This window comes from Chromobacterium sp. CCUG 30098 (assembly GCF_059916605.1).
Genome location: NZ_JAUCGS010000006.1, coordinates 197628 through 210106, shown reverse-complemented (window position 1 = coordinate 210106; position 12479 = coordinate 197628). Strand labels below are relative to the sequence as shown.

The window sequence follows — 12479 nt, the reverse complement described above, 5'->3', positions numbered from 1 at the left end:
GTTGGAGAACAACCCATGGGCAACAAAGCGCTCATCGTCATCGACGTGCAATACGGTCAGATCGAAGGCCAGCCCCGCGCCGGCCGCGCCGACGCCGTGCTGGCCAATCTCAACCGCGCTATCGCGCTGGCGCGCCGCCAAGACATGCCGGTGATTTTCATCCAGCACGACAGCGGCCCCGGCAGCGATCTGGCGCGCGACAGCGAGGCCTGGCAGCTGCATCCGGCGCTGGCGCGGCTGGACGGCGACGCCGTGGTGCACAAACGCTTCAGCGACAGCTTCCAGCGCACCACGCTGACCGAGCTGCTGCGCGGCGGCGATGTCGACGAGCTGTGGCTGGCCGGTTCCGCCACCGAGTTCTGCGTGGACAGCACGCTGCGCTCGGCGATGTCGCAGGAATACGCCGTCACCCTGATCGCCGACGCCCACACCTGCAAACCGCGGCCGCGGCTGAACGCGGAACAGGTGATCGATCACTTCAACTGGGTCTGGTCCAATCTGGACGAAACACCCAAGCCCCTACGCGTGCGCAACATCGCCGAACTGGAAAGCGGCGCGGCCTAAACAAAAACCGCCGGGCACGCCCGGCGGTTTTTCTTTGCGGCTTCCGTTTTACTTCAACGGCGACGCGGCCGAGGCCTTGGCGGCCGCCTTCTTCTTGGCCGCGGCGGCGTCCTGACGGACTTCGCTGGTGGTCTTCAGCAAAGTGCCCTGAGCGTCGTCGCCGTCCAAGGACCAGCTGAACACCCCGCCCAGCTGCTGTTGACGCACGTAATCCAACTTGGTGCGGATGGTGGCGGGGTCGTCGTAGCTCCAGAACTCGTTGCCGTCGTAAGTCCACAGCTGCTTGCTGACCGGATGCACGAACTGCTTGGCCGAACGCGTCTTCAGCACCTTGTAATCCTCGATGCCGGCTTCGTAAGTGCCTTTGCCCGCGCCGGTGGCCACCTGGTACAGACCATCGGCCTTGGGCCCGGCCGCCACGCCGGCCCAGCCGCGGCCATAGAACGGGATGCCCACGTTCAGCTTGGCCTTGGGCACGCCGCCCTTGACCAGGGTCTGGATCGAGTCGTCGACGTTGTAGTAGACGCGGTCGCCGGTCACCGGAGCCGCCGGATCGCGGAACAGATTGGACTGGAAGTTGGTCGGCCCCTTGGCGTCCCAGCCGCCATTGAAGTCGTAAGTCATCACATTGATCCAGTCCATATAGGCCGCGTACTTGGCCGGCTCGGTCTGGCGGATCTTGTCGACGCCGGAGCCAATCGCCGCGGTCAGGTAGTAGCGGCGCTTGTTCTGCGCGGTCAGCGCGTCCAGCTGGCTGCGGAATTCCGCCATCAGCAAGGTGAAGTTCTGCTTATCGTTGGGATCCACGCTATTGGTCGGCAGACCGCCGCCGCCCGGGTATTCCCAATCGATGTCGATGCCGTCGAACACGCCCTTGGCCGCGCCGGCGCCGCCGGCGTTCTCGCCCACCGGCAGATTGCCTTTCAGGTACAGATCGATGCAGGATGCGACCATGGTCTTGCGGCCGGCGTCGGTGGCGGCGAATTTGCCGAAATTCTTCGACCAGGTCCAGCCGCCCAGCGAAATCAGCACTTTCAGCGAAGGATTCGCCAGCTTCAGCTTGCGCAGCTGATTGAAGTTGCCGCGCAGCGGATCGCTCCAGGCATCTGCCTTGCCGTCCACCGACTCATTGGCGCCGAAGGATTTCTGGTAATCGGCCCAAGCGTCGCCGCCGTCGCCGTTGCCGTTCTCTGCACGGGTCACCATGCCGCACTTGCCGTCGGCGTAGACGTTGCCGAAGGCGTAGTTCAGGAAGGTCAGCTTCTTGTCGCCGCCGGCGTCCACCAGATTGCGCAGCTTGTAATTGCGGCCGTAAATGCTCCATTGCGCAAAATAAGAGCCGACATGACGGCCCACGGTCGGCGTCGGTTCCGGCGGCACGCCGGTGCCCGGTCCGGGGCCGGGATCGCCGCCGCCCGGCGTGCATTCGCCGGCAGGCCGCTCTTCCCACGGCCCCCATTGATCCGCGCCCGGCTGATTGTTCTGCGTCCACCACTTGGCGCGCCAGGTCTTGTTGGCGTACAAGGCGTAATCGCCGCCGTTATAGGTCTGCGCATTGCTCCACGCACTGCAGGCCGGCGCGGCGAACGCCGCCGCGCTGCTCAACAACAAGCCAGCCCCCCCAAACAGCGCCGACAACGTCAACGAAAGTTTCGACATTCGGACCTCCTCAATTCTGTCAGTGATCACGGCAGCGTCATGCTGTCCCCGCTGCAGCACCGCAAGCCGGCGTTTTAGTTCGGACATGTGGTATTACAGTGGTATCAGATTCGAGCAATCACTCCACCGCTGCCAACCCAAATTTCACCAACCTGTCCTTAATAACAGTTAAAACAGGTCAAAAGGATTGTCTTACGCCGACAAGGGCGCAGCTGTGGCTCAAAAATGCGGGAAAGTTCAGGTTTACGCGAATTTAGGCGAATTTATCGCGCAAATAGCCAAGAAAAGGAGATAAACAGCGCACTTGGCGATGTCTATTTCTTCAGTGAGAAAGCCGCTTAAGCACAGGAGAAATGCCTGTTGGCAATTTGAGACAAAACTTCACAGCAAAAGCATGGGCTTCACAAAACCATGCCACTACAAAACCATTACGTTTTCAATCGCAAGCCAAACGCATGCCGCAACCGGCCAGAAACGCAAGGAGGAGGCCTTGGCCTCCCCCCGATACCCTGCCTGTAGCCGCAGAATCAAGCCGCTTTTTTCACCTGCGCTTTTTTGTGGTGATGCTTCTTAACGTGCTTCTTGGCGGCCTGGGCTTTCTGCGCGGCCGGAGCGGAAGCCGCTTTCTTGGCGTGCTTCTTGTGATGGTGTTTCTTGGCGTGATGCTTCTTGGCGTGCGCCGGAGCGGCGGCTTTGGCGGCCGGGCCGGAGGCGTCGGCGGCGAAGGCGGCGGCGGAAGTCAGGCCGATTACGGAAGCCAGGATCAGTGCGGTGATCTTTTTCATGATGTTTCTCCAAGTCTGCGACTTATCGGTTGTCAGGGCACCGTCCTGGTGCGTCCTTGAATTCATCATATGCAAGCCGCCTCGCCGCAGTCTGTGAGGCCTGTGTTAAATCATGTAACCGATCGTACAAGGCCTCAGCGCCGCGCCTCTCCAAGCGAGCGGAGTCAAATCTTCTCAGACCGGCGCCGGCTCCTTGGCCGCCACCCGCGTCACCAGGATCTGATCGATCTTGTGATTGTCGATGTCCACCACTTCGAACTTGTAGCCCGCGTATTGCACGCAATCGGTGCGGCGTGGAATCTTGCGCAGCATATACATCATGAAGCCGGCCACGGTTTCGTAGTTCTGATCGTCCGGCAATTCGTCGATCTCCAACACCCGCAGCACATCTTCCACCGGGGTGATGCCGTCCACCAACCAGGAATTCTCGTCGCGTTTGACGATTTGCTCCTCCTGTCCCTGGCCCACCAGATCGCCCATCACCGTGGACATCACGTCATTGAGCGTGATCAGGCCGACAACAAAAGCGTATTCGTTCAAGATCACAGCGAAGTCCTCGCGCGTGCCCTTGAATTGATCCAGCGACTCCGACAAGGTCAAGGAGTCCGGAATCAGCAGCACCGTCTTCAACAAGCCGGGCTCCTTCAAGGAGATCGCCCGGCCGGCCAGCACCCGGCGCAGCAAATCCTTGGAATCGACGTAGCCGACCACATTGTCGATGCCGTTGTCGCAGACCAGGAACTTGGAATGCGGCTGCTCGGCCACCTTGGACTTGATGCTGTCCTCCGCTTCGTCCAGCGTGAAATAGATGATGCTCTCCCGCGGCGTCATCGACGACGGCACCAGCCGGCTTTCCAGCTCGAACACGTTCTCAATCACCTGATGTTCCTGCCGGTGCAGCACGCCGGCTTCCGCGCCGGCATCCATCATCGCCGAGATGTCGTCGCTGGTGATCTCGTCGCGCGGGCTGGTCGGCATGCCCACCAGCCGCAGCAGCAGGCCGGACAATTCATTGAACAGCCACACCAGCGGCTTGAACAGCAACACCATGAACAGCATGGGCCGCACAATGCGCACCGCCACCGTCTCCGCGGCCACCATGCCCAGACGTTTGGGCGTCAAGTCGGCGAACAGGATGAACAGGCTGGTCACCAGCAGGAAGGACGAGAGAAAACCCAGGCTCTGAGCCAGATCCGGGGACAGGAAAAACCCCAATACGCGGGCGAAGAAGGGCGTGAACGCCGCCTCGCCGACAATGCCGCCCAGGATGGCCACCGCATTTACGCCTATCTGCACCACGGTGAAGAAATGTCCCGGATGCTCCTGCAAAGCCAGCACCTTGCCGGCATTGACGTTGCCCTCGTCCATCATCTGACGCAAGCGGATCTTGCGGGAAGCCGCCAGCGATATTTCCGACACCGAGAAAAAGGCGCTGGCCAGAATCAGCGCCAGAATAATCATCATATCCGTCATCAAGCTCTCCATTGTGCCCGCCGCTGCGCCTGAACACCGCACAGGCGACGGCATACGGCAGAAGGCATGATAAATAGTTCAAATCATAATTTCTGTAATGATAGCAGCGAACCGGGCTTTAGCCGAAGCCCGCGGCAACCGTTACAATAAGGTTTCCGCATTTCAAAAGGCCGCCATCATGGATTGTGAATTGTGCCAGGCACCGGTCGGGCAAGTATTGCACGAAGACGATCATCTCAAAGTCCTGCTGGTGGACGAGGAAGGCTACCCCGGTTTCTGCCGCGTGATCTGGAAGGCCCACGTCAAGGAAATGACGGACCTGTCCGCCTGCGGCCGCCTGCACCTGCTGGACTGGGTCCATTACGTGGAAGCCGCGCTGCTGCGCTGCATGCAAGCCGACAAGATCAACCTGGCCAGCCTCGGCAATATGGTGCCCCACCTGCACTGGCACGTGATTCCCCGCTTCGCCGACGACGCTCATTTTCCCGCCCCGATCTGGGCCGCGGCCCGCCGCCAAAGCGCTCCGCGCGCCTGGCCGCAACTGGCTGAGCAGTTGCGCCGACAGCTCGCCGCCGCCCAGACTCATTGCTGGCTGGACTATCAAATCCAGGTGGACCAGGTTCCGGACGGGCTGGAAGGCGCCGATCTGGCCTGCTACCGCTTCTTCGCCGAATCCGGCCTGAGCTGGCCGGTCGACAGCGTGGACGCCGACGGCCGGCACTGGCTGGCCTTGCGCCGCTGCGGCCCTGACGGCACTGAACAAGTGGACAGCCTGCGCCTGGAGCCCGGCAGCTACCGGCTGCTGCCCTGCCCGCGTCCTTATCAGGCCGGACGGCTGCGCTAAGCGCCCGCCCTCGGCCATCCATCAAGAAAGAGGAATGCCATGCACCAAACCTTGATCTCCGCGGAACAGCTGGCGGCTCTGCCGACAGAACGCCTTGTGATTCTGGATTGCCGCTTCCGGCTGGAACAAGCAGATTATGGCTTGACCGCCTATGAGGCCGGCCACCTGCCGAACGCGCATTACCTGAACCTGGATTACCATCTTTCCGGCAGCAAGACCGGCGCCAACGGCCGCCATCCGCTGCCCGACGGCAGCCGCTTGGCGGTGGACCTTGGCGCGATCGGCATCACTCCGGACACCCAGGTGGTCGCCTACGACGACGCCGCCGGACAATACGCGGCCCGCGCCTGGTGGCTGTTGCGCTGGCTGGGACACTCCGCGGTCGCGGTGCTGGACGGCGGCGTCCAGGCCTGGACCCGGACCGGCCGCGCCCTCGACCAGCAAACGGCGGAACGCCGTCCCTGCCGTTTCTCGATCAAGCCCGCGCTGGAAGACACCGTCGACGCCGCCGCCGTGCTGAGCAATATCGAGCAGCCGGCCTTCACCGTGGTGGACGCCCGTTCCGCCGAGCGCTTCCGCGGCGAAGGCGAAACGCTGGATCCGGTGGGCGGCCATATTCCCGGCGCGGCCAACCGCTTCTTCATGCTCAACGTCGACGCCGACAGCCGCTTCAAGCCGGCGGAACAGCTGCGCGCCGAATGGCAGGCGGCGCTCGGCGACCTCGATCCGGCGTCCATCGTTCATCAATGCGGCTCCGGCGTCACCGCCTGCCACAATCTGCTGGCGCTGCGCCACGCCGGCTTCGAAGGCAGCCGGCTCTACCCAGGCTCCTGGAGCGAATGGTGCAGCGACCCGGCGCGGCCGGTGGCGCGCTAGGCTCAGGCCAGCATCAGTTCCTGCAGCAAATCCTGGCCGAAGCGCCAATGCCCAAGGCGCGCGGCGCTGCCCAGGTGTCCATGCGCGCCGGCGTCCACCAAGGGACAGCTCCAGGCTTGTGCCATCGCCTCGGCCTCGGCCATGTCGCAGAACAAGTCGTCGCGGCTGGCCACCAGCAAGGCCGGCGCCGGCAAGCGCAGCGTCGGCGCGTTGAAGCCGGCGAAAGCGGGCAAGGGCGCGTCCTCCGGCAGTTCGCCGCTGGCGCGCGCCCGCGCCTCGCTGATGGGCAAGGCCGGCGGCGCCACCAGCAGCAGCCCTTGCAGCCGCTTCTGTTCGCGCAAGGACAAGGTCCGCAGCCAGGCCGCCGCCGCATGGCAGCCCAGGCTGTGCGCCGCCAGCATCCAGCGGCCCGGCACCTGCTCCAACGTGCGCCGGATGCCTTCCACCCAGGCCTCGCACTCCGGGTACAGCCAATCGTCCTGCTCCACCCGGCGCGCCAAGGGGTAGCAGCGCTCCCAACTGGTCTGCCAATGCTCAGCGCCGGAATTGCCCCAGCCCGGCACCGTGATCAAGGTGACGTCGTCCTCGTCCAACATCACAGGCTCCGTTCGTAATCGACGATCAGCGGCGCATGGTCGGAAAACTTCTCGTCCTTGTATACCGAGGCCTTGCGCGCCAGCTCCATCAGCGACGGGGTCACGATGTGATAATCGATGCGCCAGCCCACGTCCTTGGCGTAAGCCTGGCCGCGGTTGCTCCACCAGGTGTAGCCCGGCGTGTCCGGGTACAGGCGGCGCCAGGTGTCGCACCAACCCACGCGGCCCAGCAAGTCCGTCATCCAGGCGCGCTCTTCCGGCAGGAAACCGGAGTTCTTCAGATTGCCTTTCCAGTTCTTCAGATCGATCTCGTTGTGGGCGATATTCCAGTCGCCGCAGATCACGATGTCGCGGCCGGCCGCGCGCAGCGTTTCCAGATGCGGCATGAACACGTCGAGAAAATCGAATTTCACTTGCTGGCGTTCATCGCTGCTGGAGCCCGACGGCAGATACAGCGAAATCACGCTGAGATTGCCGAAATCCAGTTGCAAAAAGCGGCCTTCGGCGTCGATCCAGTCGACGCCCAGCCCCTCCACCACCGCATCCGGTTGATGACGGGTATACAGGCCTACGCCGCTGTAGCCCTTTTTTTCCGCGTAATGGAAATAGCCGGTCATCCCGTCCGGCTGGCGCATGCGCTCGGACAGGTCGCCGGCCTGGGCCTTCAGTTCCTGCACGCAGACGAAGTCGGCGTCTATATCGGCCAACCAGTCGAAAAAGCCTTTTTTATCGGCGGAGCGGATGCCGTTCAGATTGGCGGAAACGATTCGAAGCAAAGGACTCTCCCGTGATATGCTTGCCGGCAATTTTTTCAGCCGTTCAAACAGTTAACAGTTAATAAGGAGTAATGATGAGCGATTTCCGTCAGGATTTTATTCGTTTTGCGCTCGACAAGCAGGTTTTGAAGTTTGGCGAGTTCATCACCAAGGCCGGCCGCAAGTCTCCCTACTTCTTCAACGCCGGCCTGTTCAACGACGGTCTGTCCACTTTGCACTTGTCGCGCTTCTACGCCAAGTCGATACTGGAAAGCGGCGTACAATTCGACATGTTGTTCGGCCCGGCCTATAAAGGCATCATCCTGGCCGCCGGCGCCTGCATGGCGATGGCGGAACAGGGTCGCAACGCACCCTTCGCCTACAACCGCAAGGAAGCCAAGGACCACGGCGAAGGCGGCACCCTGGTGGGCGCCCCGCTGCAAGGCAAGGTCCTGATCATCGACGATGTGATCTCCGCCGGCACCTCGGTGCGCGAATCGGTGCAGCTGATCCGCGCCGCCGGCGCCGAACCGGCCGGGGTGGCCATCGCGCTGGACCGCATGGAACGCGGCAGCGGCGAATTGTCGGCGGTGCAGGAAGTGGCCCAGCAACATGGCCTGCCGGTCATCGCCATCGCCACGCTGAAAGATTTGCTCGGCTTCCTGGAACACAGCCCGGAACTGGCGGCGCACCTGGACGCGGTGCGCGCCTACCGGGCGCAATACGGAGTCAACGACTGATGAAACCGCTTGCCGGACTCGCGCTGCTGATACTGGGAACCGCCGCCTACGCCGGCGGCCTCTACAAGTGGGTGGACGAATCCGGCAAGGTGCATTACAGCGACTCCCCGCCGCTGCAAAGCCAGCAGCAGGGCGTCGCCGAGCTGTCCAAGCAGGGCGCCGTCACCAAACCGGCGGAAAGCCCCGCCGCCCGCCAAGCGCGCGAAGCCGCCGAGGCCGCGCAAAAACAACGCGACGCCCAGCAATTGGAAAACACCCGCCGCGACAACGCGCTGGTGGAAAGCTACGCCAACCTGCAGCAACTGCAGGCCGAGCGCGCCAAACAGCAGGCCGTGCTGCAAAGCGCGCTGGACGCGCTGCAACTGCGCTCTCGCGGCCTGACGCTGCAAATTCAAGGCATTCAGCAAGACATTGCGCAAAGCCGGCGCAACAAACAAGCCCCTCCGCAAAACAGTCAGCGCAATCTGAACGTGCTGCAGGCGGAGCAAGCCGAACTGGCCAGGCAAATCTCCGCCAAGCAGCAGGAGCTGGCCGCCTTCCGCCAAAAGACTCAGAACGACCTCAACCGCTACCGGCAATTGCGCGGCGGCTAACTACTGCCCGCCGTCCTTGCGCTGCCAAGCCTCGTTCAAGGCCTTGGTGGCCGCCTCGCTGGTCTGCGCCGCCGCGGCCTGAGCCGACTTGGCCGCCTCCAGTTCCGCCGTGGCGCCGCTCAAGCCCGCCTGAGCCTCGCTCAGTCGCTGCTCCGCCTTGAGCTTGTCGGACTCGGCCTGCGTCAAACGCGCGTCCGCCTTCTGCTGCGCGCCGCGCACTTGCTGGTAGTACATCTGCGCCGCCAGCAACTGTTCGTCCGCCGTCTGCGCCACAGCCAAGGCAGGCAAGGCCAGGGCGGCCAAGGCCGCGACGATTCCGTTTACCCTCATCACACAGCTCCCGTTTTCGGTGTCGATGCGCAAGCTTAACGCGGCGGCGGGGTTTTGGCTAAATCCGGCTGGGGCGCCGCGGCCGTCCCGGCCGGTTCGATCGCCTGCGAAGGCCGCGACAGCAAGTACAGCAAGACGCTCAATTCGATCGCCCCCACCAGCCACGGCACCCAGTGCGGAGGCCGCGCCAGCAACAAGGCGGCGAAACCCGCGCCCATGCCCATGGCGGCGAAGCACTTGGCCTTGACCGGCACCACGCGGTGCTCGCGCCAGCGGCGCAGGCCCGGCCCGTAACGCGGATGCGCGAGCAGCCGCTGCTCCAGCCGCGGAGAGGACTTACTGAAGCAAGCCAAGGCCAAAATCAGAAAAATCGTGGTCGGCATCACCGGCAGCAAGGCGCCGATGACGCCCAAGGCCAACATCGCCACGCCAGCGCACAGGTATAGCCAGCGCACCGCGGGGTGCCGCAAACGCTGACTCAAGCGTACACCTGGTCCAGATGGCTGTTCATGCAGGCGAAAGCGGCCACCGCGCCGGCGGTGACGCGTTGCTCGGCCGCCTCGTCCAGCTGCAGACCGTCCAGCGCCGCGGTGAACGCGCGCCAGTGGCGGGCGCGGCCGTCCGGGTGGCCGGCCAGATGGCGGGCGCCGCAATGCTCGTCCAGGCCCAGTTTGCCGGCCAGCTTGTACAGAATGGCCGCGCCCAGTTTGGAACCTTCCACCACGTAGAGCCAACCCATCGCGCTGGCCACATCCAGCGTGCTGCTGATCGGCGCTTCGCGCAATTCCGGCAGCGGGCGGTCCAGATCACGCAGATCGGCGGCGATGCTGTCGTAACGGCGGCGCTCGGCCAGGTCCGGGAACAGGCGGGCCAGCTCAGGATTGTCGTACAGCGCGTCGGCGTCGCGCAGGAAGCGGTATTGCGCCAGCAGGAAGCGCGCGTAGTTTTCACGGGTGGCGAACGGCTGATTCGCCATGATGCGCTGGTCCAGCGCGTCGTGGGTTTCGTGGGTGCGGGCCTTCAAGTCCTGAGTGCGGGTTTTCTCGACAACGGTAGTCATGCTCTGTGTTTCCTGTTTGATGCGATCCCGGCGCCTGCGCGCGGCGGCGCGGACGTCGGGAAGAGGCGAATAACTCGCCATTATAATGCGAATGATTCTTACAATCATTATCAAATTTACCACGACAAAGACATGTCCGCGAGAAAGACCGGGAAAACCGGCAAACGCTAAAGCAGAGGGAAACAAGGGAAGCGGGAGAAAACAAAAAGGCCAGTTCTCGCGAACTGGCCTGATTGCTATATATTTGGTGGGTCGTGCGGGATTCGAACCTGCGACCAACGGATTAAAAGTCCGCTGCTCTACCAGCTGAGCTAACGACCCGATCCTGGGCGCTAAGAGTTTGTCGTGGTGGGTCGTGCGGGATTCGAACCTGCGACCAACGGATTAAAAGTCCGCTGCTCTACCAGCTGAGCTAACGACCCCCAACAAAACTCTTGGCAATTTCCGGTATCGGAAACTGGTGGGTCGTGCGGGATTCGAACCTGCGACCAACGGATTAAAAGTCCGCTGCTCTACCAGCTGAGCTAACGACCCAAGAGAGAGCGCAACTATAATGAAACAGTTCAGGGTCGTCAACGGGTTTTTGCATTTTTTTTCATGACAATGACAGCGGCACGGACGGAAAAGCCCGCTTGAAACGGGAACCGAAGCGCCGCGATATCATCTAAGCCCGAACGATAATTCCAGACCGGCCTTGAAAGCCGCCAAGCCATACCCATGTGTACAACAAGGGATCAGGTTTACGCGTCCGCCGCCTGATCGCGAAACCCACTTACCGGATTCAGTTGCCCATGCGCACCTTCCTCATCCTGCTGTTGCTGTACCCCTTCGCTGAAATCGCCGCCCTGGTGGCGCTGGCGGACCACTTCGGCGGGCTCGCCGTCTTCGTTTTCGTCGTGCTGTCTTCGCTGCTGGGCTTGTGGATGTTGCGCAACCAGCAGATCGGCGCCTTGTTCACCCTGGGCAGCGTGATGCGCCAGGGCGACCGCGTATCGCTGTATTCCTTGCTCTGGCCGCTGCGTTATTTGCTGGCCGGCGTGCTGTTCCTGATACCAGGCGTCATCAGCGACCTGGCCGCCGTACTATTGCTGCTGCCTTTCAAAGGCCCCAGCATTGCCGTCAACGCTCGCGCGGCGACCGGACCCGGACCCGCCGCCGACCCCGACATCATCGATGGAGAATATACCCGGGTGGACAAAACCACGCCGCCCGACCGGCGCCTTCACTGAAAGTCCAGCCGCCGCAGCGCGTCTTCCTCGGTGATCTCGCACTGAAGCAAGACCACCTTGTGCCGGCTCTTGTCGCCGGACAGCAGTTGAACGTCGCGCTTGGCCACGGCGAAGCGCTGCGCCAGCCAGGCCAACAGCGCGGCATTGGCCTTGCCGTCCACCGGCGGCGCCGCCAAACGTATTTTCAGGCAGTCGCCGTGTTCGCCCGCCGCCTCGGTTTTCCTGGCGCCGGGCTGCACATGCAGCGTCAGACGGACAGCGCCGTTGCGGCAGTCCAGCCAAGGTTTCATGATTTTTTCCCGCAAAACGGGAGAGTGTAGTCCAAAAGCCGCCGCGCCGGCGTCAGCCGACGGGAGGCTTCCGCTCTCCCTTCACTTATGAGGATATCGCGATGGATATTGGAATCAACGAACAAGACCGCCAGGAAATCGCTCATGGCTTGTCCCGCCTGCTGGCCGACACCTACACCCTGTATCTGAAAACCCACAACTTCCACTGGAACGTCACCGGGCCGATGTTCAACACCCTGCACCTGATGTTCGAAACCCAGTACAACGAACTGGCGCTGGCGGTGGACGCCGTGGCTGAACGCATCCGCGCGCTGGGCCACCATGCGCCGGGCAGCTATGCCGACTACGCCAAGCTGACCGCGATCCAGGAAGCCGCCGGCGCCCCGCCCAAGGCCGAGGAGATGATCCGCCAGCTGGTGGACGGCCATGAAACCGTATGTCGCACCGCGCGCAGCATTTTCGCCGTGGTGGAACGCGCCGCCGACGAGCCCAGCGCCGACCTGCTGACTCAGCGCCTGCAAGTTCACGAGAAAACCGCCTGGATGCTGCGCAGCCTGCTGGAAAAATAATACGCCCGTACGCTTGATGCATCGCCACGCCGCGCTCAGCGCGGCGTTTTTACTGGCCGCCGTGCTACACTTTCAGCTGCGCCCGGTTCCGCCTGCGGCGAACTCCGCTTACCCGG

Annotated in this window: 16 protein-coding genes and 3 tRNA genes; 7 read left to right on the top strand and 12 right to left on the bottom strand. The window is 62.8% G+C overall.

Going from position 1 to position 12479, the window contains the following annotated elements; all coding sequences use genetic code 11:
* Positions 1 to 15 precede the first annotated feature (15 nt).
* Positions 16 to 564 carry a cysteine hydrolase family protein gene (locus QUG03_RS15380; protein WP_500820356.1) on the top strand — a complete coding sequence of 183 codons (549 nt, stop codon included), beginning with the start codon at positions 16 to 18 and terminating at the stop codon, positions 562 to 564.
* 48 nt (positions 565 to 612) lie between these two features.
* Here QUG03_RS15380 and QUG03_RS15375 read toward each other — a convergent pair whose 3' ends face one another.
* The 3 genes from QUG03_RS15375 to paeA form a co-directional block, all read right to left on the bottom strand.
* Positions 613 to 2223 (bottom strand): glycosyl hydrolase family 18 protein, encoded by a 1611-nt coding sequence (locus QUG03_RS15375; RefSeq protein WP_107797891.1) that lies wholly within the window; start codon positions 2221 to 2223, stop codon positions 613 to 615.
* 527 nt (positions 2224 to 2750) lie between these two features.
* A complete protein-coding gene (locus QUG03_RS15370; protein ID WP_107797890.1) occupies positions 2751 to 3008 on the bottom strand; it encodes an acid-shock protein in 258 nt (85 codons plus the stop codon).
* A gap of 174 nt (positions 3009 to 3182) precedes the next feature.
* The gene (gene paeA / locus QUG03_RS15365) at positions 3183 to 4481 is read right to left on the bottom strand and encodes a polyamine export protein PaeA (RefSeq protein WP_227106541.1); all 1299 of its coding nucleotides are present in this window, start codon (positions 4479 to 4481) and stop codon (positions 3183 to 3185) included.
* A 178-nt stretch (positions 4482 to 4659) separates the two neighbouring features.
* Between paeA and QUG03_RS15360 the strand changes: the two genes are divergently transcribed.
* Both QUG03_RS15360 and QUG03_RS15355 read left to right on the top strand, forming a co-directional pair.
* Positions 4660 to 5325 (top strand): HIT family protein, encoded by a 666-nt coding sequence (locus QUG03_RS15360; protein ID WP_500820354.1) that lies wholly within the window; start codon positions 4660 to 4662, stop codon positions 5323 to 5325.
* Between the two features lie 39 nt (positions 5326 to 5364).
* Positions 5365 to 6201 (top strand): sulfurtransferase, encoded by an 837-nt coding sequence (locus QUG03_RS15355; RefSeq protein WP_500820353.1) that lies wholly within the window; start codon positions 5365 to 5367, stop codon positions 6199 to 6201.
* A gap of 2 nt (positions 6202 to 6203) precedes the next feature.
* Here QUG03_RS15355 and QUG03_RS15350 read toward each other — a convergent pair whose 3' ends face one another.
* Both QUG03_RS15350 and QUG03_RS15345 read right to left on the bottom strand, forming a co-directional pair.
* The gene (locus tag QUG03_RS15350; protein WP_500820352.1) at positions 6204 to 6797 is read right to left on the bottom strand and encodes an RBBP9/YdeN family alpha/beta hydrolase; all 594 of its coding nucleotides are present in this window, start codon (positions 6795 to 6797) and stop codon (positions 6204 to 6206) included.
* Positions 6797 to 7573 (bottom strand): exodeoxyribonuclease III, encoded by a 777-nt coding sequence (locus QUG03_RS15345; RefSeq protein WP_500820351.1) that lies wholly within the window; start codon positions 7571 to 7573, stop codon positions 6797 to 6799. The genes QUG03_RS15350 and QUG03_RS15345 overlap by 1 nt, the downstream gene beginning before the upstream one ends.
* A 74-nt stretch (positions 7574 to 7647) precedes the next feature.
* Here QUG03_RS15345 and pyrE point away from each other — a divergent pair, with 74 nt between their 5' ends.
* Together pyrE and QUG03_RS15335 are read left to right on the top strand one after the other, a co-directional pair.
* Positions 7648 to 8292 (top strand): orotate phosphoribosyltransferase, encoded by a 645-nt coding sequence (gene pyrE / locus QUG03_RS15340; protein WP_166451192.1) that lies wholly within the window; start codon positions 7648 to 7650, stop codon positions 8290 to 8292.
* The gene (locus QUG03_RS15335; RefSeq protein ID WP_500820350.1) at positions 8292 to 8885 is read left to right on the top strand and encodes a DUF4124 domain-containing protein; all 594 of its coding nucleotides are present in this window, start codon (positions 8292 to 8294) and stop codon (positions 8883 to 8885) included. Before pyrE ends, QUG03_RS15335 begins: the two co-directional genes overlap by 1 nt.
* Here the strand turns inward: QUG03_RS15335 and QUG03_RS15330 are convergent, their stop codons facing one another.
* The 6 genes from QUG03_RS15330 to QUG03_RS15305 all read right to left on the bottom strand — a co-directional run bounded on the left by QUG03_RS15330 (position 8886) and on the right by QUG03_RS15305 (position 10809).
* Positions 8886 to 9215, bottom strand: coding sequence for a hypothetical protein (locus QUG03_RS15330; RefSeq protein ID WP_227106531.1), 330 nt, complete (start codon positions 9213 to 9215; stop codon positions 8886 to 8888).
* A 35-nt stretch (positions 9216 to 9250) separates the two neighbouring features.
* Complete coding sequence (locus QUG03_RS15325) at positions 9251 to 9697, bottom strand: YbaN family protein (RefSeq protein ID WP_199225783.1); 447 nt, start codon at positions 9695 to 9697, stop codon at positions 9251 to 9253.
* Positions 9694 to 10275 carry a biliverdin-producing heme oxygenase gene (locus tag QUG03_RS15320; RefSeq protein WP_227106529.1) on the bottom strand — a complete coding sequence of 194 codons (582 nt, stop codon included), beginning with the start codon at positions 10273 to 10275 and terminating at the stop codon, positions 9694 to 9696. Before QUG03_RS15320 ends, QUG03_RS15325 begins: the two co-directional genes overlap by 4 nt.
* Before the next feature lie 245 nt (positions 10276 to 10520).
* Positions 10521 to 10596: transfer RNA gene (locus QUG03_RS15315), tRNA-Lys, on the bottom strand.
* 25 nt (positions 10597 to 10621) lie between these two features.
* Positions 10622 to 10697 (bottom strand) — tRNA-Lys (locus tag QUG03_RS15310).
* Between the two features lie 36 nt (positions 10698 to 10733).
* Positions 10734 to 10809: transfer RNA gene (locus QUG03_RS15305), tRNA-Lys, on the bottom strand.
* Positions 10810 to 11066: 257 nt separating this feature from the next.
* Here QUG03_RS15305 and QUG03_RS15300 point away from each other — a divergent pair.
* On the top strand, positions 11067 to 11504 hold the full coding sequence (locus QUG03_RS15300; protein ID WP_474455458.1) for an FxsA family protein: 438 nt from the start codon (positions 11067 to 11069) through the stop codon (positions 11502 to 11504).
* On the opposite strand, the gene QUG03_RS15295 is transcribed toward QUG03_RS15300, so the two are convergent.
* Positions 11498 to 11794 carry a DUF167 domain-containing protein gene (locus QUG03_RS15295; protein ID WP_107797880.1) on the bottom strand — a complete coding sequence of 99 codons (297 nt, stop codon included), beginning with the start codon at positions 11792 to 11794 and terminating at the stop codon, positions 11498 to 11500. The genes QUG03_RS15300 and QUG03_RS15295 overlap by 7 nt on opposite strands.
* Positions 11795 to 11895: 101 nt before the next feature.
* Here QUG03_RS15295 and QUG03_RS15290 point away from each other — a divergent pair, with 101 nt between their 5' ends.
* On the top strand, positions 11896 to 12363 hold the full coding sequence (locus QUG03_RS15290; protein ID WP_107797879.1) for a Dps family protein: 468 nt from the start codon (positions 11896 to 11898) through the stop codon (positions 12361 to 12363).
* The last annotated feature ends 116 nt before the right edge of the window (positions 12364 to 12479 follow it).

Coding starts and splice junctions, on each gene's coding strand:
- QUG03_RS15380 (WP_500820356.1), top strand. CDS start 16: ATGGGCAACAAAGCGCTCATCGTCATCGACGTGCAATACGGTCAGATC.
- QUG03_RS15375 (WP_107797891.1), bottom strand. CDS start 2,223: ATGTCGAAACTTTCGTTGACGTTGTCGGCGCTGTTTGGGGGGGCTGGC.
- QUG03_RS15370 (WP_107797890.1), bottom strand. CDS start 3,008: ATGAAAAAGATCACCGCACTGATCCTGGCTTCCGTAATCGGCCTGACT.
- paeA (WP_227106541.1), bottom strand. CDS start 4,481: ATGACGGATATGATGATTATTCTGGCGCTGATTCTGGCCAGCGCCTTT.
- QUG03_RS15360 (WP_500820354.1), top strand. CDS start 4,660: ATGGATTGTGAATTGTGCCAGGCACCGGTCGGGCAAGTATTGCACGAA.
- QUG03_RS15355 (WP_500820353.1), top strand. CDS start 5,365: ATGCACCAAACCTTGATCTCCGCGGAACAGCTGGCGGCTCTGCCGACA.
- QUG03_RS15350 (WP_500820352.1), bottom strand. CDS start 6,797: ATGTTGGACGAGGACGACGTCACCTTGATCACGGTGCCGGGCTGGGGC.
- pyrE (WP_166451192.1), top strand. CDS start 7,648: ATGAGCGATTTCCGTCAGGATTTTATTCGTTTTGCGCTCGACAAGCAG.
- QUG03_RS15335 (WP_500820350.1), top strand. CDS start 8,292: ATGAAACCGCTTGCCGGACTCGCGCTGCTGATACTGGGAACCGCCGCC.
- QUG03_RS15330 (WP_227106531.1), bottom strand. CDS start 9,215: ATGAGGGTAAACGGAATCGTCGCGGCCTTGGCCGCCCTGGCCTTGCCT.
- QUG03_RS15320 (WP_227106529.1), bottom strand. CDS start 10,275: ATGACTACCGTTGTCGAGAAAACCCGCACTCAGGACTTGAAGGCCCGC.
- QUG03_RS15300 (WP_474455458.1), top strand. CDS start 11,067: ATGCGCACCTTCCTCATCCTGCTGTTGCTGTACCCCTTCGCTGAAATC.
- QUG03_RS15295 (WP_107797880.1), bottom strand. CDS start 11,794: ATGAAACCTTGGCTGGACTGCCGCAACGGCGCTGTCCGTCTGACGCTG.
- QUG03_RS15290 (WP_107797879.1), top strand. CDS start 11,896: ATGGATATTGGAATCAACGAACAAGACCGCCAGGAAATCGCTCATGGC.